Genomic DNA, 22,393 nt, shown 5'->3' with positions numbered 1-22,393 from the left:
CAGCACAAACCGCGTTTCAGAGGCCAGCAGGCACCAACGTCAGATGGCGAATATTGCCGATACTCTCGATGCTGACTGTGCCAAGGGTGCGGGCGGTCTCGTCTACAGATCCGTTCGGAGCATCAAGCAGGGCCCGAGTGAGCAGACCTCGGTAGTGCTTGGCCATGTGGGAGATGGTTTTGTTTTGGGAATTGGCGATACGAACGTCCCACCACGCGCCATTATCGTTTGACAAAGCCGGCTTGGTGACACGATAAAGTTCGGAACGCAAGTCGACCGTGACGTCAGCGTCGCGTACGAAGCCGGGTACCGACGATTCTTGGACTTTCGTATCTCCGACCATATTATTATTTTTTGTTTGGCAGGAAATCTTTGAATCTCCGGTAAAGTCACTATTGGGGCTCCAGCCCGCAAATTGCTTGCGCCAGAACGATTTCAGCGGGCCGATGCCGGGAAGCGATACGTTCATCGAAAGGCGATAGGCAGGTATCAAATCCTCACCTTTGGTCACACCGAACAGGCCTGAGAAAATCAACACGTCATCATCTTTGCGCAACTGCGCCGCTTCATACAGCACGCCTGTATAGACCTCACGGGCCGGTGCACAGGGTGCGGAAAGAATGTCGCGCTGGGCAACGATCTCTTGCGCGCCTTTTGCTCCTACTTTCAGGATTTTCGCCGCATCCTCACGATTCGACACTTCAATCAACGTCGACAAAACCGTTTCTCTGGCATCGTTGAATTCCGGAAATGAGAGTTCATCCAAATCAAACGCCGGCCCTTTGCTCGGTGCGGACTTGCCTTCGGACGGCGGTAAGAGAAGATGCATACGCCCAGTCTAGCCAAGCCGCAAAATCGACATAACCGAGCTCTGCGTTCAGAAAAACCCGGCGTTAGAAACATCACAAAACCCTTGTGCGACAAAGGCCGCATTGCTATCTTCTTTTACACACTTACACAGAAGGAGTTTCATTGACTGCCAATCTCAACAACGCATCCGGCCAGCCCTGGGCCGACAACACCCATTCGCAGACAGCCGGCGTGCGTGGACCTGTGCTGCTGCAGGACTACCAGCTGGTCGAGAAGCTCGCGCACTTCAACCGCGAGCGCATCCCAGAGCGCGTGGTGCACGCCAAGGGCGCAGGCGCCTACGGCACCTTCAAGCTGACGAAGGACATGAGCGAATACACGAAAGCCGACGTCTTCAACGGCGAGGGCAAGGAAACCCCGATCTTCCTGCGCTTCTCCCAGGTGGCCGGCGAGCTCGGCTACCCCGACACCCTACGTGACGTGCGCGGCTTCGCGCTGCGCTTCTATACCCAGCAGGGCAACTACGACATCGTCGGCAACAACACGCCGACCTTCTTCATCCAAGACCCGCTGAAGTTCCCCGACTTCATCCACTCCCAGAAACGCGACCCGCGCACCCACCTGCGCAACGCGACCCGCCAGTGGGACTTCTGGGCGCACTCCCCCGAGACCGTGCACCAGGTCACCTACCTGATGGGCGACCGCGGCAACCCGGCCAGCTACCGCACCATGAACGGCTATGGCAGCCACACCTTCAAGTGGGTCACCGCCGATGGCACCGCCTTCTGGGTCAAGTACCACTTCATGAGCGAGCAGGGCGTGGTCAACATGAGCGAGGAGACCGCCGCCAAGGCCGCCAGCGAGGACACCGACTACCTGCTGCACGAGCTCTTCGACGCCATCGAGTCCAAGAACTACCCGTCATGGAAGGTCTGCGTGCAGATTCTGCCTTACGAAGAGGGTCTCAACTACAAGCACGACATCTTCGACATCACCAAGGTCGTCTCCCACAAGGACTACCCGCTCATCGAGATCGGCGAGTTCACCCTGAACCGCAACCCCGACAACTACTTCGAGGACGTCGAGGAGTCCGCGTTCGCGCCGGCCAACTTCGTGCCGGGCATCGAGCCCTCCCCCGACAAGATGCTGCAGGGCCGTCTCTTCGCCTACAAGGACGCCGCGCGCTACCGCCTCGGCGCCAACTACGAGCAGCTCAAGGTCAACCGCCCCTTGGGCGAGGTTCACAACTACGAGCGTGACGGTTTCATGTCCAACAATGCGCAGGACGGCGCGGTCGACTACGAGCCAAACAGCTTCGACGGCCCGAGAGAGGACACCTCCGCTCGCAACCACGGCGACCAGCTCGAAGGCAAGACCGGCAACTATGCTGCCTACGAGCCCGACAACTTCGGTGCCGCCGGTGCGCTCTACAACGTGCTGAGCGAGGAAGAGAAGCAGCGTCTGGTCGCCACCATCGCCTCCAACCTGGGTCAGGTCGAAGGCGAACACGCCGAGGAAATCAAGATTCTCGAGACCAAGCAGTTCTATCAGGCCGACCCGGATTACGGCACCCGTGTCGCCGAGGCGCTCGGGCTGAATCTCGACGATATCAAGTGAACATCAATATCAACTAGTCAATAGAAAATGCTCCTGAAAAGGGAATCTCCTTCTCACCTAACGCGAGATAGTAGGTTCCCTTTTTCTATATCCTTATTTTTATTCTTGCCTCATTTCATACCCATCGTTGAGAAACGCCTCCTTCGGATCGGCAATTTCGTGGCTTTGTATTCAAATGTGTCTTTATTGAAAAACGATATGCCTTTTATCGAAAAACAATATGAAAAGATTATGATATGGAATCAGGAAGAAATCAGCCAGTCAAGGAGACCATATGGGATCCGAACAACCCAAAGAAACCCCGAACGCCCGGACTCTGCCGCAAAAATCCGGAAACAGCAAAAGCGGGCACAGTGCACACATGTCGCACCACACACTTGCCATCCTGCTTGAAGTCACCGACGCCTGCGTAGTCGCCGCGTGTCTGGCGCTGACAATCATCGTGATCCCAGCCGCGGAAAAGGTCGATGAGCTCAAGCAGGGATCGGCCGTTCTCACCGCCATCGGGATGTTACCTTTGGCCGTGGTAGCCGTATGCGCGTGGAAACTGTTCTCGGCAATCGGACATGAAGAAACCTTCACGTCCACCAACGTCCGCCGGATACGGATAATCGCCATGGCCTTCACCATCTCCGCGACGGTGTGGCTGGTCGAGCTCATCGTCTCCCTCGTCGCCGTCTCCAACAGCCGTCGGCTCGTCATTCTCGGGCTGGGCATGGCGTTTCTCTTCTGCCTTGTGCTCGCGGTGGTGTCCGCCGCTCTTGCCTCGCTGACCGCCACCGCGACGGAGCTGAAAAACGAAAACGATCTGGTGATCTGACATGGGACATATCACGGTAACCCTGGACGACATCCTCGCCGACCGACGTATGACGCTCACCGAACTCTCCCAGCGCGTAGGAGTGACGGTGGCAAATCTTTCCATTCTCAAAACCGGAAAGGCGCGTGCGGTGCGGTTTACGACTTTGGCCGCCATCTGCCACGAACTGGATTGCCAACCCGCTGACCTTTTGCATTATGAAGCGGAGGAATAGTCAAACCTTCCATATTTTTCGTCACGAAGCAGTGATTCCACAACAACCATAACCACACGATTTCAAAAGGAAGTCAGTCATGGATAAGGACAACTCTACCCAAAATCAGCCTGAATCCGCCAAAAACGCCGCACCCGTCAATTCCGCGAATCTGGCAAACCAGACAACCAACAAGCCGAACAGCGCAAGCAAACCAGCCACCGGCCCCAACTCGAACCCATATCTGACCGGCCCAAACGCGAATCCTTACATTACCGGCCCTAATGCCAACCCTTATTCCGCCAACTCCGCAGTGCAACCGTCAATAGCTCAAGCGATGAATCCAACCAACACCGCAGCACAGGGATCCGGCACAACGACCGCAACCGCCAAGGCTCCGCTTGCGCCGCTTACCAAAGCCGACAAAGTCTCGCTGCTGTGCGCATTGGGGCTTTCACTGCTTTGGTGTGTATGCGTCTCACCCGTCCTGTTTTCGGGATATTTCGCGTTAACCGGCGGCGCGGCACTCAGCGTCTGCCTGCTCGCCTTCCTTGGCTGCGCCTGGTGGTTGAGGCGAAAGCAAGGAACGCAGGCGGCGAAAAAGACAAACGTCCTCAAAGGAGCGAAACGGCTGAAACTGCAGATGCCGAAATCCTCATATGCTCTGCTGTTCTGCACGATTGCGCTCATGCTTGTTCCCGCATTCTCCCAAGCCGCTTGGATCAGGCTCATCAATGCCTGCGCTCTCGCCATCGCGCTGCCGCTCACGTTTCTGTTGTTAAGCGGCGCGGACGACAACGAATTGTTCCGCTTTCGTGGAATCTTGCACGGCCTCGGCACCTTCTTCGTCGAGCAGTTCCGTCACTGGTCGGTTTTGGGTCGGGTCGCTTCATCGTGGATGCACGGACGCGGCCGGACGGTAGGCAGCATTGCAATCGGCGCGATGTGCGCGGTCGCGGTGCTGTTCGTGGTGATTCCCGCACTTTCCTCCGCTGACGAAAACTTCGAATGGCTCGTCAATCGTCTTTTGGCAAACTTTCTCCATATCGATCTCGGACCTCGAGCTTTCGACATCGTTCGTTTCATTATGGTTATCCCAATCACCTTCTCGCTGCTCTTCGCCTTGCGCCACCCACGCCAAAAGACCGCTAATAGCGAGAATGCAACCCAGCACTCCGTCTCCACCTCGATGCTCAACACGATGCTCGCCATGCTCGACGCGGTCTATCTGGTGTTCGTGGCCATTCAGTCCTCGTATCTTTTCGGTGGGATCGACACGCTCAAACGGTTCGGCGGCTACGCCGCCTATGCCCGTGCAGGATTCTTCCAACTTGTCGGAGTCACAGCCATCAATCTTGTCATCGTGATGGCCTGCACCTATTTCCGCAAAAACCAGAAACGCGCGATATCCCTGCTTACGCTGGAACTCGTGCTCGTCGCTTCGACGGCAGTGATGCTGGTTTCCGCAGCTTGGCGCATGAACCTTTACGTACACAAATACGGCCTCACGCGCCTGCGCATCCTTACCTACTGGGGCATGGTGGCAATCGCTTTTCTGCTTGTGGTAACCGTGGTGAAACTGCTGCGACCGCGTTTTGAATGGTTCCGTATCGCTTTTTTCGGCACTCTCGCGCTTTGGCTTGTTTTCGCCTTCATCCAGCCCGACGCCATCATCGCCAACGTCGATGTGGACGGCTATCTCAACGGCAGCATCGAAGAGGTTGACACAGGTTATCTGGCAAAACTCCCCTCGTCTGCCATCGACCCACTGAACCGTCTGAAGCAACAAGCCCCGAACAAAACGACAAAAGATGCCGCCCAAATCGCGCTTGAACAAGTCTATGAAAACGCGAACGAGACAGTGTGGTCAACGTGGGGAATCTAGTTTCGGGCCAGTTTCTCTATAACTCACGATACCAGCCAAATAATAACCGATGATATTAAAAAATGGAGTGCGACCCGCATATCAATGCAGATCGCACTCCACAAAATCAGCCTGATCTATCTGCCTTGCTCAGCCACTAGGCAAGCAAGAAAATCAGACGACCGAAGCAAGAAGCTTACTTCTTGTCCGAGCCGGACGACGGAGGCGTAAGCCCCTGCGACATGGCCTGCGGAATATAACCGGTTACCTGCCCGTTCTGAATGGAGAACACGTACCAGTCATCTTCATTCCCCCAATCCGTCGGAATGACATAATGACCGACCTGCTCATTGCCACGATACAGATCCACCTGAGCGCCGGAAGTACTTAACTTATCGCCGGTGTAGTGATTGGTACGGCTGTAGTTGTGCACATAATAGCTGTACGTACCGTTGGCGTCCACGTCGAAAGTGACCGTTTCGGGACCATAGCTTGTTACGTCGTCACGATCCAGCCACGCGACACGCCTACTGCTGTTGTCATAGGCGTTCTTGTTGCGGTAATAGACGTGATAGTGAGCATTCGGCGTGTTGCCGATGAGGTGGGAATCCTCATCCGCGGGCTTTTCGCCCCACGTGAGCACCGCGCGATACTCGCCTATCGAGGACGTCGGTGTGGACAGCGAGCTGACAACATTCAAATCAAGATTCGAAGTCATATTGATATGCGTTGTCCAATCGATGTAACCGGGATGGGTGACTTTCACATCGTACTCGCCAGCAGGCAGGCCCATGGCGAACTCACCACGATCGTTGGAGGTCGTGGTCTTCGAGATACCGTTGCCGGTGACGACGATGGTGGCATCGGGAATGGCGTTACCGTTCGTCGCATCACTGACTTTGCCGGTGAGATCGTAGGTTTCGTTGCTCGTGTCGGAGGTGCCGCCGGTCCCGCTATCAGCCGGGCAGGTATGATCGACGTCGAGCTCGCTGTCGATGACCGTCGTTTCGACGTCACCGGAAGCCAAGGTCTTATCGAAGAGGGTCTTGTCGATGACGGGAACGGTGAACTTCGCCTTGACCTCGCCGTTGCCTATCACCTTCACGATGAACTTCCACTTGACGGCGACATGCCCGGCAGAACTGGCGTTGCCATCATAGTTGGCATTGGCCGTGGCCTTTATTCCCGCATTGATTTCAGGGCCGACCACGTCATAGATCTTCAGCGCGGCGTGCACGGTCGGGCCCGCTTCGGCGTCGACGCTACCGGACAACGAGGTCTCGTATCCGTTAGGACCACAAGGGGTGTTCTTGCTTGCCGAATCATGGTTTTCGTCGATCATCTTCCAGTTGCCGTCGGAGAATTCCGCACCCTTTTCGAACGAACGTTCCTGGGCGTACGAATACTCGACCTTCGCCGAACCGTTGACCTTCGCCGCGAAACCGAGCGAGGCTTCCGGCACAATCACGACCGGCACAGGGCCGACCGAGAAGCTGATGGTGGAAAGGTGCAGGTGCGCGACATCGTCATTGCTATAGCTTGCCGAAGCCTTGCCGAATGCCGACAGGGAGGCATTGGTTTTCTGATCACCGGTGATGGAGGTTCTGAACTTCTTGAGTTCCACCTTCGGCGCCCAATCAAAGGCCACGTCGACATCGAGCGTGAAATGCACGCCGAGCGTAACGGCTTCCTTGGCCGAAAGGGCGATGCCACTGCTGGCTTGGGCCGCTTTCTTCGCCTTGCTGTCGCCGTGATGCTGCTTGGCGTAATCCGTCGGCTTTTTGGCATCCGGATCGTCGTTGTTGCTCACGTTCGGACCCGGGAAGCTCATATTGAACGACGCTTCCACTCCGGCGCTCGCATCGGCATCAAACCGTGGAGCAGGTTTTTGTGATGAACCGGATCTACTCAGCTGGCCGGCAGACACCATGTTGACCCGTTGCTTGTCACCTGGCTTGACCACGATGTCAGAATTGGAGTTCGGTGTTTCCGTCGCGCTGGCGTCGGAGCCCATAGCGGTCTGATTATGATCGATATGTACCTGCTCGAAGACATCAGTCATCGCGGCCGACGTGGTGAAGACGATCCACCCGTGATCGCTGCGCTCGACGGTCAGGACACGCCTGATGAAGCCTTCGGGAACATTGGTGCCGACACCGGAAACGATGACCTTACCGACATCGAAACTCGGCTTGTTGGCAAAGACAATGTTGTCGCTGTTGACCTTCAGAATCGTGTTGACGCCATCATCGGGATTGATCACCACCGTATCGGGAGTGACCAACGTCTTTTGGGCATCCGGCAGAGTGACACGGACACCGACCTTGGATTCGGCCTGTCCCTGATCACGTGAGATGCCGACGGCCTTGTACGTCACCTGCTGGCTGCGAGGCGAGGCGACACGCATCGTCCACTTCGCACCGGTGGCCGTGTACTGCACATCGGCAGTGCCGATCTTGACCGAGTTGCCATACACTTCGACGCGATCGATGGCCGAACCGGACTTGACCGTACCCTTCAGAGTGACCATGCCGGTCTTCGCCAAATCCACATTGGCTCCCTCGCCGGGAGACGTGATGGCCAGATCGACCGAGCTCCTGGCCGTGCTGGGCGCACCGAGAACGTCGCCCAAAGGCAGGACGTTGACATTCACCGCATCGCCGCGCACACTCACCGGAGCTTGGGTGGCCGAGGATTCGACCACTTCGACCTGAGGCACCGCACCTTTTTGTCCATCGACAACAACACCATGGGCACGGCCGTTGAGGTTTTCGCCCACGTCGACGAAGGTACGGGCGGTATTCGCCGTCTGCTTACCGGCGCTGACCAAAGCCAGCGACAGCGCACGGTCCTTGTTGCCAGGAACGTTGACTTTGCCCTGGGCATCCGGCGAAGCCGTGCTCTTGGACCAATTTGCACCGGAAACCGGCACATAACTGCCCTCGACGTTGGCATGCTCTCTATTGGCGGCGGAGCCGGAGACCCAGCCACGCAGCGAAAGCCCGATAGTGCCCGGGGTCGTCGACGAGATATGGATCTCGCCCTTTTCGACATCCGGCACGACAAGCGTGGAGACCGCCGTACGGCCTTGCGGCAACGCGAACTGCTGGCCGGCAATCGTGACGGTTCCGGCCTGCTGCAAGGTGATATCCGCGGTGACATAGACGGCACGCACGTCAACACTGGGCACGCCACCCAAGCCAGTGACCGCGACCGTCTGCTCGGCGCCCAATGCGGCGGTGGCACGAGTCTTGAGCGTCGAAAGCGCCCTGGTGAGACCAGGGGTATTGTCGGAATTCTTGAACGAAGCGAGAACCTCGACGCGAATGTTGGCATTGGCCGAGGCCGAAATGGCAGCCTTGCCGCCGGAAATCGGGGCAAGAACCGTGGTCGACGCATCCTGGCCGGCGGACGCGATGAGCGCCGCACTGCCTGCAACGGTTATCGTCGTATCCTGAGCCGGAGCGAACACGCTCAGACGCAGAAGCGCCGAATCATATCCGTTCATGCCCGGCAACGCGACGCCATCATCGCTGTTCGTCGGAACAGAACCCACGCCGATTGAAGACTCTACGGCAGGGACGTACTTTTTCGACGAGTATTCGGCTTTGTTGACAGGAGTAAGTCCTGACGCGTTGGCACTGGTAGCTCCCGTCATGCCCATTGTCAATGCAAGGGCGGAAGCGACACTCAGTGCGACTGCTTTCTTAAGTCTGGAAGATGAATGCAGAATGCCTTTCATCGTGCCACCTTCTTCCTTGCATAAACCAGAACTGCGCCGACAGCGAGCGCTCCGAAGGCCATCGCAACGACCGGCAAAACCTCGGAACCGGTTTGGGCGATCGGGTCTTTCTTGGCAACCTGGCCGGTTTGTGTATTCTTGCCGGTCTGCGCGGTCTTGTCGGCTTGCGCGATCAGGCCGACATTGATGGTCTGCGGCTTTTCGGTGACACCGATGCGACCGGAGAATTCATAGAGAACGGCACCACTGCCATCTACGAAAGTAAACGCGAACAATGCGTTCGTCGGCTTATTCGCAGACAGGACGAACGAAGCCTTGCCCTCTTGCGCCGGCGCTATGGCCGTCAGGCCGCTGGGCGATGGCTTGAATTTCAAATCCGTCTTGTTGCCATTGTTGTTCATAGTGCCTTTGAAAGTCGTCGAGGATGCTGATGGAGTTTCAACATCCACCCACACATTCTGGGTTCCGGCTGGCACCGATATCTGCGAAAAATCATTCGCAAAAGCGGGTTGCGGGCAAACTATGGCCGCCAACAACGCAATACACAGCGTTGCCAACGTACAGATGGCCCCTCTTTTTCTAGTCATAACTTCCTCTTACTATAGATAACTCAACTTCGAATAATTTCTATTCGAATAAAGATTATCAAAGTGTGAGGATTTTCATAAATTATTGCTCGTCCCATGCGATTTGCCTCAGTAATTGCGTCATAAACAAGTTCGACTGTTGGAACATTTCTCGCAGGAAAAACAAGACCCCTCAAAAGTTCCAACCACCAAGCAAATGCCGTCTCAATGACGCCTTCGGCACTATGAACAAAAGGCCTATCGCACGTGGATCCCTGTACTCTCTAGATCAAAACGCGGCTTTTAGTTTTTGACTAATCATTCAAAAACTGGTATAGTGCCAAGTATGGCAAGACCAAGAAGTTTTGATGAGCACAAAGTACTCGAACAGTGTCGCAAGGTTTTCTGCACACACGGATACGATGCCACCTCAATCGATGACCTCGTTGGCGCAACCGGGCTCAAACGCGGGAGCCTTTACCAAGCTTTCGGCAGCAAGCGCGGGGTGTTCCTGAAAGTGCTGCAAAGTGCGTTGAATGCCGCGTCTGGGAACAAATCGGCAAATACATCCGAATCCAGCGAAGGCGAAAGCGACAACGTTTCCGCTGAAGCCACTTCCCCATCGACTCAACCTGAGGTTAGTGGAAAGACGATTCGGCCTGAACCCCAATTTCCCGCAAACAGCCTTTTCTCAGATGACGTTCTGACGCTTGTCATCATCGCCTGTCTGGAACTTGCGCCCCATGACGCAAAGGTTCGCGACATCATCGTCAAATGGCGCTCTCTGATTCCACGGGAACAAGCGGTTCTACTGTCACAAGCTCTCGGAGACAATCTGCTGAATCGTGCTGGGATTGCCGTCAAACCGACGCACGACTGAATCAACCAAATTTCTCGTTTATCCGAATCAACCAAATTTTTTAAAAACAACCATTACAAAAAGGAAGTATCACTATGTCTGGAATGCAGAATAATCAGGAAAATGGCAAAAACACAAGCCGCAACGACTCCGGGAACACGGGCAGCAATACCGTGACCATCGAGGGGAAAACCCTGAAAGTCGTTCCTAACGGTCTCAACAAACTCTGGTCGCTCAAAGGCAATCTGGAGATACCGTTGACCCACGTGGCGGGCGCGACGCTCGACCCCGGATTCAATATGTCCGGACGCCAGGCATTTCGCGATCCCGGCCTTGCCACGCCCGACAAAAAGGCCGGCACGTTCAAATTCCCCGACGGCGATGTCGAGTTCTGGAACATCGCCCAACCCGAACAGCCACTGGTTATCCAGCTGCGCGACGAAAAGTACAATCGCCTGGTGCTTGGTGTCGCTGACCCGCGCCAAGTCGCAGATGTCATCAACGCTGCTATTGAGTAAAAGACCGAACCGAAAAATTCAATCGGCGAATACGACATCTCCGACTGGCAGGCAACGCCGCTACTCGAGTTTCATGAGCAAGACCAATCATGGCACATGTCGCAAGGCTATCCGCGCATTCCGCTGACCTTCTCGATTGTGGCGCGAAAGGCCTGAGTTTCGCAAAGATGCCCACAAGTTCTATCAGGCCATCGGCTATACACACTCGACAAGATGCAGGCCCGATTCGGCAAGCGGTTGAGGTAAGCAGGGGTCAGTTCAGTTTGGAGTATTCTTCCGGATCGACCGGTTCGAGCCACTCGTTCGAAGCGCCCTCTTCAGACGTCATCACGGCTATGTGAGAGAACGGCTCGTTTGGGCTGGCGCCATGCCAGTGCTTGGTTTCCGGCGGTACGACCACCACGTCACCGGGACGCAGCTCGCGTACTGGTTCGCCCTCGAACTGGCAGTAACCGCGACCGCCCACAGCGATGAGAATCTGCGTCGCCTTGTGGTGGATATGCCAATGGTTCCTGCAGCCGGCCTCGAAGGTCACGTTGGCGACCTTGGCCTGATCCGTGCCACCCAGCGGAGCATTGTAGCTCTGACCGTCAAAATACTGGGCATAGACATCGTTGGGGTGGCCCATCGGGAACGGGCTCGGGTTCGTGAATGTTGTTGCCATTTTCTTTATCTCTTTTCTATTGAAATTATTGGTTTGCGATACGCTTCTTAGCTTATTGGTTTTCGAACAAACCAGGCTGCATATCAATCGACGTATCGGTGGTTATCGATAAAACTGTTGAGATAATCAGCGGCCGCTGAATACAGGGAAATCGCTGGCCTCGCCATAATCCTTGACCCTTGGCATATCGCGCAGAGTCTGCATATCTTCGGCGCTGATGCTGAAATCAACCTCGGCGTTGGCTTTGATATGCGCTTCGGAAGATGCCTTGGGAAGCGGCAATGTGCCAAGCTCGAGGCAGTAACGAATCATCAGCTGCGGAACTGAGACGCCGTAACGTTCCGCCATCTCGGTGAGCGTCGGGTTGCCCGCCATCTCACCGTGAGCGATCGGCGAATAGGCCTCGACCAGAATATTGTTCTTCTTGGCAGTATCAAGCAAATCGAAACGCGTGTTGCCCACATGCGTGAGCAGCTGGTTGACCGCCGGCTTGATTTCGCAGTGTTGCAGAATGTTGTCAAGATCGACGTCCTCGAAGTTCGAGACTCCAATGCCACGCACGTTACCGACCTTCACGGCCTCCTCCATCGCCCGCCACGCCTCGAGGTTGCCTTCGAAGCAATGGTCGCCTTCGTGGAAATGAACCCACGGTTCGGGCGCATGGATGAGCAACAAATCGATGTAGTCAATGTCGAGGGTTTTAAGCGAGGCTTCGATGGAATCCTTGGCAGATTGATAGTCCTTGTGCTCGGCCCTCACTTTCGTGCTGACGAATACATCCTCGCGCTTGAAACCCGAAGCGCGCACACCTTCGCCCACGCCATGCTCGTTCTCGTAAGCCTGAGCCGTGTCAACGTAGCGATACCCGCATGCGAGCGCCGTTTGCACTGCTACTCCGACTTTGTCGTCGTCAATCAGCCAAGTTCCGAAACCCAGCTTGGGAATCTTCACCCCGTTGTTCAATGTGTAGTTTTCTTCAAGTATTGTCATCATTGTTCCTTTCGAACCGTTTTATCGTCTTATAGCGGCATCTATCGCCAACTATAAAAACTTCAAGCACTTGAGGTCAATACAGCAGCCCGTAAGGTGTCATGATCGGACGTGAACACCTAACCTTGAAAAAATAATATGAACAAGAGAACACTCATCGTTTACTTCGATACCTTCACACGAATATATTCGCATATTTCTTCCTATTAATTTCATCAAACTAATCGACTATGACGAATTTGAAGAAACGTTACCCAAAAACGCGAGCTCCCGCAGTTTCAACATGGAAAATATTAAGATTACCGATATGAGCGAAATCAACATACGACAAGCCGACAGGAACGATGCCTCAGCGCTGCAGGAACTCAACAACGTTTGTCTAGGATACGACTATCCCCTCGATCGCACGCGCGAGCGGCTCGCGGAACTGCTGGCTAACCCGGGTTGTCGCATTTTCGTGGCCGTTCAAGACGGAAACGTCGTTGGCTACGTTCAGGCCAACACCTACAAAGCGACCTATGGCGACCCGGCGGTAAACGTCATGGGGCTTGCGGTTTCACAAGCGGCGCGCGGCAAAGGCGCGGGACGCAAGCTGATGGAAGCCGTCGAGACTTGGGCACAAAGCATCAATGCCGAGGAAGTGCGGCTCAATTCCGCCGAATTCCGCAAGGACGCCCACAAGTTCTATCAGGCCATCGGCTACACGCTAGACAAGATGCAGGCCCGATTCGGCAAGCGATTGCGGTAGCGCACAGCACACCGATTAAAGAACGCGGCACTCAATAAAGTTATTCGAACGTTCCTTCAACCTTACCCATACCGACCACTTTGCCGTCCAACTCGGCTTTGAGTTTACGGTAAGAGATCATGGGCCCAAGCCCAAGCTGCCTATCAAGCGCATAGACGGTGAACTCGTAGCGGTGGCTGGTTCCTTTCGGCGGCTTCGGCCCGCGGTAACGATGGCAGCCGTACGCCATTCCCTGAACCGCATCGCCGATTCCGGGCCGCGCTCCCCTGGCGATACCTGCCGGCAAAGTGTCCATAACCGGCAAATCCCAAATAATCCAATGTGTCATTTCGCCAAACAACGGATGACTCATGTCGCGCAGCACAATGGCCAGCGACTTGGCTTTATCCGGGATACCCGAAAACGTAAATTCCGGAGAAATATCGCTGCCTCTCCCCGTGAACTCCGCCTTAAACTTGCCATTCTCATCGATCCCGCCGCAAGCAACTTCAATCCGCTCCATCGCGCTTTCTCCCTTTGCACCTAAATACTCAATCGACCTATAAGCAGTAGATTATCATTATTATTTATTCAGAAATAACATTTCTGTCGAGAGGAGCATAATGCTGACGCCAGACCACGAGGATGTGAAAACCGGAAAGAAGCAGGCCGCCATCCGGACGCTGGCGCATTTTCTCGCCTTCATCCTGATATTCCTCGTGCTCTATGTTCCCGCCTTCATGTTGGTCAAGCACGTTCTACACATCCAACGCCACGACAGCGGCGAGAACCATGCAATCCTGTCCATATCGGTATCGGCTCCGCTGGAAGTCGTGGCGGTCGTCATCGCCTACCTCATAGTGGTGATGTTGCTCGAAAAACGCAGGAACCCTTACGAACTACGACTCTCCCGGCTCCCAGGCCTACTGGTTGGAATGTTCGCGGGCTTCAGTGCCATCGCCCTGTGCATCGGTATCCTCTTCCTTTCCGGCAGCTATCGCGTCATCGACTTCAACCCGTACTACTCGCCGTGGATGGATATCTTCGTCATGGGTGTCTGCGGCGGCATCGGCGAGGAAATCGCGTGCCGCGGCATCATCTTCAGACTGCTCGAGGAATGGATCGGGACCTGGGGCGGCGTTCTGGTTTCCGCCCTACTGTTCGGGCTCATGCACCTGAACAACCCCGAAGCGACACTATGGGGAGCACTCGCCCTCGCGATAGAGTCCGGCGCACTGTTCGCGGCCATATACGCATGGACCAGATCACTGTGGTGGGTCATCGGCTTCCACGCCATGTGGAACGTCGCCGAGGGCCCGATATTCGGCTCCGTTGTCTCCGGCCTCGGCAAGCAATCATCATGGCTCACCGCCAAATGGCAAGGCCCCGCAATCCTAACCGGTGGCACCTTCGGTTTCGAGGCCAGCATCGTTCCGGTGTTGGTGTGCGGAGCGATTGCAGTGTTTATATTGGTATCACTGCAGAAACAAGGGAAAATCGTGAAGCCATTATGGAATCGCAACGCAAAAAGTCTATAAAACAACGACAATTACTACCGGCAACCTTAAATTATATAGATTAATCGACAACCTAGAAGCATCTTCAGAAAACTGTCAAGAATTAGATTAAATTTTAAGACTCAATTTGCTAAACCATCGGACACTATCAACTACCAATAATTACTAACGAAATCTATAGTTTAAATCTATCAGATAGTCGGCCACTCAAAATTAGATTGGCCCACGCTATACACAAAAACGTCCAACAAATGTATTGAATCAACTAATAATAAAATCATAATCACAAAACAACAGATACTGCGAAACTGTAATCATGGCATCCTCTGTTTAATTCATTCGTCTATTGCCTGCACACATATGCGCCTTTCAAGCACTAGTTTCTGGAAAAGGTTCATGCCATGGTCTTTGTTATCCAGTGTCTCACCGTAAGCATTGATCAGTTTCTCTACTTTCTCTATTAAGCCAGATGGATCATAATCTTTCAGGGGATATCCGTATCTATCCTTTCCATCATTATGCTTTCTATATAGGAAACAGAGTTTGACCTCATCTCGGTTATAAATATCGAAGTGATCGAATAACGCTTGAAAATAAGAATAGTCAGCGTCACCTAGCGAATGACCAAAAAATTTTATATAGATATCTTGGTGATTCGAATGGACCGCATCGATATCGAAGATATTCTCGTCTAAGTTAATCCTCAAATTTGTTAACGCCCTGGCAGGCTTAGTGAATTTGAAAATCTGTGGATCTTCTAACAAGTGACGTTTCTTTTTATTCCGAATTATCGGGTCGATACCAAAAATATTGCTATTTGGCTCATCTTTCCTCCCGATTTTTCCGTGCACATTAAGTACCCTTAAAGTTACATCTGTTAAAGATTTACCTGTTAAAGATTTATCTTCATTTATAACATTCTGATAATTAACACGAATGGGTGTAGTGTAATTGAACGAAAGTAAGGTGTTTATCGTACCAGTTTTCTGCTTATCATCAAGACCGTAACGAACGATTTCATTATATGTTTTTTGAGCCGCTATTTGATAACTTTCACCTGATTCCAATGGCTCACTCTGAATCCGATTAAGATAATCTGCAAAAACCTGTTCAAATACTTTTAAATCGTCAAACAGTACATCATCAAAAGTCTTATCAGGAATTACATCATCAAAACCAGAATCTAACGCATATTCAGTTCCGTCCGAAGAATAATACTGCTGATTTAAATATTCAGCTACATGGTCCATACTAATCGAGTTAGCTGCAAGACCAGTATTAAGGAAAGAGTCTGAACTATCAATTATGTAAATACCGGGAGCACGAAATTTGACGAGATAATCTCTACCGGCATCTTCATTCGAGACCCATTTTTTAATAATCGACTCAATATCAGACCAATTATACATATCCTTTAATCCTGAACCCCGCGTAATCGCTTGGGCATATTCAAACAAAAATATAAAATCCCAGATTGTGATTTTATATTTATTATTGTTTTCACCATATTTTTTAAAGAGATCAAAAGCTTCGTTTCCGCCTAAATCTTCTATATCCACACGAGGGTCTTCAATTTCAAGCGGGAAACCAAAAATCTCTAAGAAACGATCTCTAAAAAAATCTGGATATGATGATTTTAATCCGAGACATGTATCAAATCCATTACCAAGCACTATCATCTGTCGCGTCATTGCATTCCCTTAATTCGACCTATGTATTGCACCCAGGTTACACCTCCTCGCAGCTGATTCCAAATCTGTTACTCAGATAAGGCAATCTCAATCCAGGACAGCATATGCTGAATCATAGTTCTAAAAACAAAGGTGTTGAACTCCAGGCGTGCAAATGGAAAGTTGGAGATGTTTTCCTGTTTTCGTTGCCTGATTATGCCATGTGGATTGGCTATAGTTTACTGGACGATATGATGAGGGACCTTTGAGATAAGGAGACCATGATGGCCGACCCGTATCACCCGAGGCATTACACCGATGAGTTCAAGAAACAGATCGTCCAGCTCTACGAGGACGGCAAGACCGCCGGGGAGATGCGGTCCGAGTATGACCTGTCGCACTCCACGCTGCACCGGTGGGTGGAGGGGATCCGCAACAGCGGGTCCACGCATGCGGCGGACAACCGCATCCCGGAGCAGAACGAGCTGACCGAGCTGCGCAAACAGAACACGAGGCTGAGGATGGAGGTGGACGTTTCAGAACATGCGGCGCCGGTATTCGCACGAAAGCGGGCGTGGTACGGTCCAACGCCGGTCGTTACCCGGTACCGGCGCAATGCAAAATACTGGGCGCGCCCAAGTCTACGTACTACTGGATGCTGGAGCATCCGGAGGCGGATCGCGCCGACCCGCTGGAGGAGCGTGTGGCGCGACAGCGGCGGCGGCTACGGCTCGCGCAAGCTCAAGGCCGTTCTGGAACGCGAGGACGTTACCGCCTCCAGGCGCAGGATATGCCGGATCATGCGCGAAAGCGGCATGGCCAGCGCCTATGCCAGGCCGGCGTTCAGACCCCGGAAATCCAAAGTCAACGAGGCCGCCCTGCCCAACATCCTCAACCGGGAGTTCCACGGCCACGCGCCGCACACGCATATCGCCAGCGACCTGACCTACGTGCGCGTCGGCGGCGAGTGCAGTACATCTGCCTGCTGGCCGACCGCTCGATAGCCGGGCACGCCGTAGGCCCCGTGCGCGACGCCGCCTTCGTGCTGAGCGCGTTCGCCACGTTGAGGTTCCCATTGAACGACATCGAGGTGTTCCACACCGACCGCGCGGCAGCGAGTTCGACAACGGGAAAATCGACGAGATGCTCGACGTGTTCGGCATCCGCCGCTCCCTCTCCGCCAAAGGCACCCCCTACGACAACGCCGTGGTCGAATCCACCAACCGCCTCATCAAGAAGGAGCTGATCTACCGCAACACCTACACCACCGGCGAACAGCTACGCCACGACGTCAACCAGTACGTCTGGTGGTACAACAACCAGAGACTGCACTCGACCCTCGGCTACCTCAGCCCGGCCGAGTTCACCAGACAAGGAAAATCCCTCACAAAACCGTCCAACTAACCGTTGACAATTCAGCATCACTATACAAAAAAGACTAAGCCTCCCATCCGGTCTCCAACTTTCCGTCCGCACGCCCCCTGGTAGGACTCGTTCTCGTTACCAGCGAACCAGCGGTTCCTCCTCAGCTCCTGGCTGATGCTCGACGGCGAACAACCACTCGCTCGCTGTCACGCGCATCAAACGGCACGCAAACACAATCCCTCTACAGTTTTCTTTCCTCTTCCGACACGTGCCGGTAGCAGGATATAACGAGTGCAGCACCCTTCACGATGACAGAACATAAGCAATTTCATCATCGTACGAGTATTGCATTTCTATTGAGAACTCAGATTCCAGTACAAATGAGCTCCTATCAATTCGGGACTTCTATTTGAACAAGATACAACGGCGGGTCAGGTGAACACCAATAGAAATTCTGAACAGACTATTTTTGTCCTCTTTTGTAAAGAATTGTAGGCAGAACCACATCATTCCAGTACGCTATAGAATATGGGCGAAGAAAAAGTCGATTATGTCATTGACCTTACCGCTATCGAGAACAGGAAAGACACTCCTGACCTCAAAACGGCAATCAACAGAGTAGCAAAAATAATGGCAGCTCAGCCGTCGGCATGGGCAGTCAAGGTTCCTTGGAATGAAATTGCCGCAACAATACCTGCATTCAATATACCCTCAATAAGACAGTCAATCGTGTACGCCTCCAATGCTTTGTCAGTACAGTCCACCGCTATAGCAGCTAATCTTCCTGGCATCCAAGCCGGCATAATGAATTTCGCTGCAAGTACGAAACTTGTAGACAAAGCCCTTTCAACAACACTTTCGATGAAACCCATACTTGATGGCCTCATCAAGCAAATGAATATGGTTTCTCAGCTGCCAACACTTATCAACAGCAACATAGTACAAGCACTCCTTGCATCGACCAAAGGACTAAAGAACATCCTTTGGTATTCGCTTCCAGACAACCTCAAGCCTGTATGTATGGAAAGTAATATGGACGCAACTGAATTCGTCCAAGAAATCGTGGCTATCGGACTGACTGAAGGAATCCCGTTCTTTTGTATTGTCAACAGTAAACTCGCAGGCAGGCTTTTTCGAGCCAAGTCCGAACAAGAACGAAGGAAAATCCTCTCGGGCTCACTACGAACCGTGCTTAGGAACTGCTCACAATTTCTGGACATCAAACCCCATACAAAAGTGGAGCAAAAGTATATCAGCTTGCTGCAGGAAGCAATCAGCGTGATTGAAGATGGCCATCTCGCCGCCGGAACGACACTTCTTGCTCAAATTGGCGAAACACTATCAGGCCGAATTAACAATCCACGACTACAAAAAGCAATACTCAATCAAAGATTGCTAGAGCAGAAGAAAGGAGAGTCGAAAGCCGATTTTCAGCAACGTCTAGGCAGAGAGGAAAAAGAACGGGAAAAAGAGGAGATAAACAATCAAGACACGAGAACATCCTTGGCATTGGCACCCATGTATCCGTCTTTCGTCCATTACCATCTTGACAAAGGTGATTCCATTCCTTTCAGGTTTTCCAGGCATGCAGTAAGTCATAACATTGACAAGGTTAGGTTCTCAAAGGTCAATGCCGCTCAAGGACTTTTATCGGTCTTCGGCCTTGCCTGCTACTTATTTGATTGGGACATCAAAGATGAAGTATCTAAGGATACAACAAAATAATCATTGATTTCCTTTTAAAGCAGCGTAGAAAAATAAGCCTTTTCCTCCCTATCAAATCCCAAAACCTAAAGTGCGCAAGCTACCGGACACTACCCCATTTTCAACTAGACCACTCTCCAAAATGATAAAATAGGGAAAGAGCGAAAGTGCTTACTTACACGAACTGAGCAGGTCTTAACTAGCCAAAGACCATGTTACTGCGCTAATCAGTAACTAATAAATAATCGATGACGGCCATAATCATGATGTCAGTGACAATGCCGTCTGTCTAAGCAATTAAGGCGTTAATAATCCCTACAACGGGTTTTTCTGGATGCGCCGGGTTTCATTAGTCTTTTGTCGACAGCTTGATGAGTGGTTTGCGGTTGCCTTTGACCGCGAACGGGAGGGTGTTGACCTGCTCATATATGTTTCGAACGAGCTTTTCGATTTCTTCCGCATGGCCAGTCGAGGACAGAAACTGGGAGACGGCTTTATCGTAGTGGTTCTTGTTGTCGGTATTCAGCTGCTTCCAATTGATGTTTTTGAAATGCTCCAGCAGCGGTCGGGAATCCGGCGGCAGACTGATTCTTCTCTGCTCGATGAGCACTGCGATGATGGGATATCCGGCATAATGCTGCCAGTATGTCGCGTTGTCATTGGAGGAATACAGTCCGTTGGAGATCATCACCGTATACCGTTTCGTACGGGCCGATGAAGTCACGATGGCCTTCGATTCCGGGCCGCACAATTCCACACGACCATCCGCCACCGCGCTCAAAGCCTCGTACATCTTCGCGATCGGGGTTGGCTTTCTCAAAATATCGGGCATGTAGAGGTCTCCTTTCAATACATCGTCCGCAAAAGCCTCAAGCTGTATTTTTGAAGAAGTACGGTAATTCATCTGGTAAGGAGTCGGCATCAGGCTTCGGATTGGCAGGGGCCTTCACCGAACTGCCGGCGGTGTTTGGTTAGAGGACGTGCACTATCAGGTTAACCATATCGTCTGGGGCGGTCTAACATGTCGGCGAGCAGATGTCGTCCGAGTAATCGACATGCGCAGTGATCCACCGTCCGGTGTCGTTGCGGACGATGACCTTGTAATTCCCGTTGGTGCCCACACGAGTCTCCCAGTTTCTTTTGGCCCCATGAAAAGACCCACAATCGGTGCCGTCACTGCTCAGGACCTTGACCGTCACATCTGGGCTGTCACTACTTACGTGGACGGTGACCGAATCGAGTTCGTCGGCATCGCGCCGCATCTTGAACACCTTTTCCTGATGGGGATAATAGATAGGATCCAGCACCTCGGATTTCACCGTCAGCCCAGCGAGCAAAAGAACGGCCAAGAGAACGACGGCAAGTATGACGGCGATAGCCTTGCGACGCTTAATGGTGTTTCCGAATGTGTGCTTTGTCATGGTCTTTGATTCCCTCATCGATGTCTTCGGCGTCGCCCTGGTTGTCGCCGTGGAAATTGGGATGCAGTTTGCTCCAGTCGGATATCACTTGGGCCGTTCCGGCGCCACCATGCAGTGTGCCCGGGTCAAAACCGACGCTGGACCCATAGTATCCGTAGAGATAGTTGCCGAGGAAGTCACCTTTGGGTGTACCGTCCTTGTTTGTGGGGTTACCATCCCATCCTCTCGACCATATGGAATAAGTATCTGTGTCGTGCATCCTGTTCTTGAGATCCAGCGGATGGCCGGTTTGTACCATGTTGTAGAATTGGCCATAGTCCCGGGTGCCGGAGATTTTGGCGACATCCCCACCGAGGTTCCTTGCTGTCTTACGGATGTCGATGTGAGTACCGTGCAAAGCCTTGGAAAGCTTCTTCTCGGCTTCGATAAGATGCGGGTCGAGAGGCTTTCCTGGCTCGGGCGGGTATTTTCTCCTCGTTTTAGCGTATTCATCAAATGCAGCCGGGGCGAGGGAGTGCAGCCATGTCTCGTAGACTTTTTCGATCCTGTCTGCCTTTTCCTGCGGATTGAGGTTGGAATCATTCTGGATTTCCTTGACCTCGGCACGGTAGGAGCTTGGCAGCCTGTTTGGATCCGCTCCTCCGCCCAGCTTATCCTTTTGCAGGGCTGCGAGCCATCCCATGTCGGTACCTGCCGGAAAGATGATAGACCCATCGGCTGCGGCATAGGAGCTGTTGATAGCCTTCACGCCACGCATCGCGTCATTAAACACCTGTGCACTGTCTTTGAACAACGGGGCAATGTTGTCCGCGAACGTTCGCAGAGCGGAAAGCTCCTCGTTGTAGTCGGCGTTGAGCTCGTCAAGCTTATCGAGCTGCATATGCAGTCTGTGGTATTGGTTTCCCAAAGCCGATGCTGCTGACGCGGAAGATGAGGCATTGAATGAGTCAATCGCGGCCTGGTTGTCTTTGATCCGCTGTTGGACGGTGCCGATCATTTTGTTAACGGCGTCGAGGCGCTTACGGACGGCCTCTTCGTCGATGTGGGTGTCAACCGAACGTACTGTCGTATCGGCGGCCCGGTACAGTTTCAGGTCTCCGGCGATGTCGTCAATAGCTTGGTCCAGCTTGCGAATCATCGGATCGACATACGCAACGAACATCCCCCTGCCAGCCGTGTATGCCACACCCTTCAGCATACCAGAATCGACGATTTGCTCGAGGTGGGTACTGCCCTTCGAAAGACGGTTAAACACCTCTTTCGCGCCTTGCAGATTGGCACTCAGTGCTTCCATAAGGTTGTCAGAGTCTTCGGCATCATAGACTACCATCGCTGCCCCTTTCCTC

General features: G+C 53.0%; 21 protein-coding genes. 11 read left to right on the top strand and 10 right to left on the bottom strand.

Going from position 1 to position 22,393, the window contains the following annotated elements; all coding sequences use genetic code 11:
* Window positions 1-16: 16 nt before the first annotated feature.
* Window positions 17-829, bottom strand: a complete 813-nt coding sequence (yaaA, locus tag OZX72_RS03955) for a peroxide stress protein YaaA (RefSeq protein ID WP_277159107.1) — start codon at window positions 827-829, stop codon at window positions 17-19.
* A 143-nt stretch (window positions 830-972) separates the two neighbouring features.
* Here yaaA and OZX72_RS03950 point away from each other — a divergent pair, with 143 nt between their 5' ends.
* The 4 genes from OZX72_RS03950 (at window position 973) to OZX72_RS03935 (ending at window position 5,325) form a co-directional block, all read left to right on the top strand.
* Window positions 973-2,427, top strand: coding sequence for a catalase (locus OZX72_RS03950; RefSeq protein WP_277159106.1), 1,455 nt, complete (start codon window positions 973-975; stop codon window positions 2,425-2,427).
* 274 nt (window positions 2,428-2,701) lie between these two features.
* Window positions 2,702-3,247: a DUF2975 domain-containing protein gene (locus tag OZX72_RS03945; protein ID WP_277159105.1), complete on the top strand. Its 546-nt coding sequence runs from the start codon at window positions 2,702-2,704 to the stop codon at window positions 3,245-3,247.
* A 1-nt stretch (window position 3,248) separates the two neighbouring features.
* Entirely contained in the window at window positions 3,249-3,461 is a 213-nt protein-coding gene (locus OZX72_RS03940) for a helix-turn-helix transcriptional regulator (protein ID WP_277144521.1), read from the top strand.
* 79 nt (window positions 3,462-3,540) lie between these two features.
* Window positions 3,541-5,325: a DUF4153 domain-containing protein gene (locus OZX72_RS03935; RefSeq protein WP_277159104.1), complete on the top strand. Its 1,785-nt coding sequence runs from the start codon at window positions 3,541-3,543 to the stop codon at window positions 5,323-5,325.
* A gap of 175 nt (window positions 5,326-5,500) precedes the next feature.
* Here the strand turns inward: OZX72_RS03935 and OZX72_RS03930 are convergent, their stop codons facing one another.
* Entirely contained in the window at window positions 5,501-9,046 is a 3,546-nt protein-coding gene (locus tag OZX72_RS03930) for a carboxypeptidase regulatory-like domain-containing protein (protein ID WP_277159103.1), read from the bottom strand.
* The gene (locus OZX72_RS03925; RefSeq protein WP_277159102.1) at window positions 9,043-9,633 is read right to left on the bottom strand and encodes a hypothetical protein; all 591 of its coding nucleotides are present in this window, start codon (window positions 9,631-9,633) and stop codon (window positions 9,043-9,045) included. Before OZX72_RS03925 ends, OZX72_RS03930 begins: the two co-directional genes overlap by 4 nt.
* A gap of 325 nt (window positions 9,634-9,958) precedes the next feature.
* Here OZX72_RS03925 and OZX72_RS03920 point away from each other — a divergent pair, with 325 nt between their 5' ends.
* Both OZX72_RS03920 and OZX72_RS03915 read left to right on the top strand, forming a co-directional pair.
* The gene (locus OZX72_RS03920) at window positions 9,959-10,492 is read left to right on the top strand and encodes a TetR/AcrR family transcriptional regulator (protein ID WP_277159101.1); all 534 of its coding nucleotides are present in this window, start codon (window positions 9,959-9,961) and stop codon (window positions 10,490-10,492) included.
* 74 nt (window positions 10,493-10,566) lie between these two features.
* Window positions 10,567-10,989 (top strand): hypothetical protein, encoded by a 423-nt coding sequence (locus OZX72_RS03915; protein ID WP_277159100.1) that lies wholly within the window; start codon window positions 10,567-10,569, stop codon window positions 10,987-10,989.
* 253 nt (window positions 10,990-11,242) lie between these two features.
* Here the strand turns inward: OZX72_RS03915 and OZX72_RS03910 are convergent, their stop codons facing one another.
* Window positions 11,243-11,653, bottom strand: a complete 411-nt coding sequence (locus OZX72_RS03910) for a cupin domain-containing protein (RefSeq protein ID WP_277159099.1) — start codon at window positions 11,651-11,653, stop codon at window positions 11,243-11,245.
* A gap of 126 nt (window positions 11,654-11,779) precedes the next feature.
* A complete protein-coding gene (locus OZX72_RS03905) occupies window positions 11,780-12,646 on the bottom strand; it encodes an aldo/keto reductase (protein WP_277159098.1) in 867 nt (288 codons plus the stop codon).
* A 304-nt stretch (window positions 12,647-12,950) separates the two neighbouring features.
* Between OZX72_RS03905 and OZX72_RS03900 the strand changes: the two genes are divergently transcribed.
* On the top strand, window positions 12,951-13,391 hold the full coding sequence (locus tag OZX72_RS03900) for a GNAT family N-acetyltransferase (protein ID WP_277159097.1): 441 nt from the start codon (window positions 12,951-12,953) through the stop codon (window positions 13,389-13,391).
* 40 nt (window positions 13,392-13,431) lie between these two features.
* Here the strand turns inward: OZX72_RS03900 and OZX72_RS03895 are convergent, their stop codons facing one another.
* Window positions 13,432-13,893, bottom strand: coding sequence for a YbhB/YbcL family Raf kinase inhibitor-like protein (locus tag OZX72_RS03895; RefSeq protein WP_277159096.1), 462 nt, complete (start codon window positions 13,891-13,893; stop codon window positions 13,432-13,434).
* Between the two features lie 100 nt (window positions 13,894-13,993).
* Here OZX72_RS03895 and OZX72_RS03890 point away from each other — a divergent pair, with 100 nt between their 5' ends.
* Window positions 13,994-14,908: a type II CAAX endopeptidase family protein gene (locus OZX72_RS03890; protein ID WP_277159095.1), complete on the top strand. Its 915-nt coding sequence runs from the start codon at window positions 13,994-13,996 to the stop codon at window positions 14,906-14,908.
* 314 nt (window positions 14,909-15,222) lie between these two features.
* Here OZX72_RS03890 and OZX72_RS03885 read toward each other — a convergent pair whose 3' ends face one another.
* On the bottom strand, window positions 15,223-16,578 hold the full coding sequence (locus OZX72_RS03885) for an AbiH family protein (RefSeq protein ID WP_277159094.1): 1,356 nt from the start codon (window positions 16,576-16,578) through the stop codon (window positions 15,223-15,225).
* 260 nt (window positions 16,579-16,838) lie between these two features.
* Here OZX72_RS03885 and OZX72_RS03880 point away from each other — a divergent pair, with 260 nt between their 5' ends.
* The 3 genes from OZX72_RS03880 to OZX72_RS03870 all read left to right on the top strand — a co-directional run bounded on the left by OZX72_RS03880 (window position 16,839) and on the right by OZX72_RS03870 (window position 19,647).
* Window positions 16,839-17,561, top strand: a complete 723-nt coding sequence (locus OZX72_RS03880; RefSeq protein ID WP_277159093.1) for a transposase — start codon at window positions 16,839-16,841, stop codon at window positions 17,559-17,561.
* 139 nt (window positions 17,562-17,700) lie between these two features.
* Window positions 17,701-17,961: an integrase core domain-containing protein gene (locus OZX72_RS03875; protein WP_277159092.1), complete on the top strand. Its 261-nt coding sequence runs from the start codon at window positions 17,701-17,703 to the stop codon at window positions 17,959-17,961.
* Window positions 17,962-18,450: 489 nt separating this feature from the next.
* Window positions 18,451-19,647 carry a hypothetical protein gene (locus OZX72_RS03870; protein ID WP_277159091.1) on the top strand — a complete coding sequence of 399 codons (1,197 nt, stop codon included), beginning with the start codon at window positions 18,451-18,453 and terminating at the stop codon, window positions 19,645-19,647.
* A gap of 328 nt (window positions 19,648-19,975) precedes the next feature.
* On the opposite strand, the gene OZX72_RS03865 is transcribed toward OZX72_RS03870, so the two are convergent.
* From OZX72_RS03865 to OZX72_RS03855, 3 genes are all read right to left on the bottom strand, one after another.
* The gene (locus tag OZX72_RS03865; RefSeq protein WP_277159090.1) at window positions 19,976-20,458 is read right to left on the bottom strand and encodes a hypothetical protein; all 483 of its coding nucleotides are present in this window, start codon (window positions 20,456-20,458) and stop codon (window positions 19,976-19,978) included.
* A gap of 184 nt (window positions 20,459-20,642) precedes the next feature.
* Window positions 20,643-21,047: a hypothetical protein gene (locus OZX72_RS03860; RefSeq protein ID WP_277159089.1), complete on the bottom strand. Its 405-nt coding sequence runs from the start codon at window positions 21,045-21,047 to the stop codon at window positions 20,643-20,645.
* A complete protein-coding gene (locus OZX72_RS03855) occupies window positions 21,016-22,377 on the bottom strand; it encodes a polymorphic toxin type 44 domain-containing protein (protein ID WP_277159088.1) in 1,362 nt (453 codons plus the stop codon). Before OZX72_RS03855 ends, OZX72_RS03860 begins: the two co-directional genes overlap by 32 nt.
* Window positions 22,378-22,393 lie beyond the last annotated feature (16 nt).

It is taken from the genome of Bifidobacterium sp. ESL0769 (assembly GCF_029395495.1).
Lineage (GTDB): Bacteria > Actinomycetota > Actinomycetes > Actinomycetales > Bifidobacteriaceae > Bifidobacterium.
Note: the sequence above shows the minus strand (reverse complement) of the source record. Positions and strands in the feature narration are given on the sequence as shown.

What these genes read in the sequence shown, in the direction of transcription:
- OZX72_RS03875 (WP_277159092.1), top strand. Translation starts at nt 17,701, where the DNA reads ATGCTCGACGTGTTCGGCATCCGCCGCTCCCTCTCCGCCAAAGGCACC.
- OZX72_RS03945 (WP_277159105.1), top strand. Translation starts at nt 2,702, where the DNA reads ATGGGATCCGAACAACCCAAAGAAACCCCGAACGCCCGGACTCTGCCG.
- OZX72_RS03890 (WP_277159095.1), top strand. Translation starts at nt 13,994, where the DNA reads ATGCTGACGCCAGACCACGAGGATGTGAAAACCGGAAAGAAGCAGGCC.
- yaaA (WP_277159107.1), bottom strand. Translation starts at nt 829, where the DNA reads ATGCATCTTCTCTTACCGCCGTCCGAAGGCAAGTCCGCACCGAGCAAA.
- OZX72_RS03935 (WP_277159104.1), top strand. Translation starts at nt 3,541, where the DNA reads ATGGATAAGGACAACTCTACCCAAAATCAGCCTGAATCCGCCAAAAAC.
- OZX72_RS03870 (WP_277159091.1), top strand. Translation starts at nt 18,451, where the DNA reads ATGGGCGAAGAAAAAGTCGATTATGTCATTGACCTTACCGCTATCGAG.
- OZX72_RS03895 (WP_277159096.1), bottom strand. Translation starts at nt 13,893, where the DNA reads ATGGAGCGGATTGAAGTTGCTTGCGGCGGGATCGATGAGAATGGCAAG.
- OZX72_RS03865 (WP_277159090.1), bottom strand. Translation starts at nt 20,458, where the DNA reads ATGCCCGATATTTTGAGAAAGCCAACCCCGATCGCGAAGATGTACGAG.
- OZX72_RS03900 (WP_277159097.1), top strand. Translation starts at nt 12,951, where the DNA reads ATGAGCGAAATCAACATACGACAAGCCGACAGGAACGATGCCTCAGCG.
- OZX72_RS03905 (WP_277159098.1), bottom strand. Translation starts at nt 12,646, where the DNA reads ATGATGACAATACTTGAAGAAAACTACACATTGAACAACGGGGTGAAG.
- OZX72_RS03920 (WP_277159101.1), top strand. Translation starts at nt 9,959, where the DNA reads ATGGCAAGACCAAGAAGTTTTGATGAGCACAAAGTACTCGAACAGTGT.
- OZX72_RS03880 (WP_277159093.1), top strand. Translation starts at nt 16,839, where the DNA reads ATGATGGCCGACCCGTATCACCCGAGGCATTACACCGATGAGTTCAAG.
- OZX72_RS03910 (WP_277159099.1), bottom strand. Translation starts at nt 11,653, where the DNA reads ATGGCAACAACATTCACGAACCCGAGCCCGTTCCCGATGGGCCACCCC.
- OZX72_RS03925 (WP_277159102.1), bottom strand. Translation starts at nt 9,633, where the DNA reads ATGACTAGAAAAAGAGGGGCCATCTGTACGTTGGCAACGCTGTGTATT.
- OZX72_RS03885 (WP_277159094.1), bottom strand. Translation starts at nt 16,578, where the DNA reads ATGACGCGACAGATGATAGTGCTTGGTAATGGATTTGATACATGTCTC.
- OZX72_RS03860 (WP_277159089.1), bottom strand. Translation starts at nt 21,047, where the DNA reads ATGACAAAGCACACATTCGGAAACACCATTAAGCGTCGCAAGGCTATC.
- OZX72_RS03940 (WP_277144521.1), top strand. Translation starts at nt 3,249, where the DNA reads ATGGGACATATCACGGTAACCCTGGACGACATCCTCGCCGACCGACGT.
- OZX72_RS03930 (WP_277159103.1), bottom strand. Translation starts at nt 9,046, where the DNA reads ATGAAAGGCATTCTGCATTCATCTTCCAGACTTAAGAAAGCAGTCGCA.
- OZX72_RS03915 (WP_277159100.1), top strand. Translation starts at nt 10,567, where the DNA reads ATGTCTGGAATGCAGAATAATCAGGAAAATGGCAAAAACACAAGCCGC.
- OZX72_RS03855 (WP_277159088.1), bottom strand. Translation starts at nt 22,377, where the DNA reads ATGGTAGTCTATGATGCCGAAGACTCTGACAACCTTATGGAAGCACTG.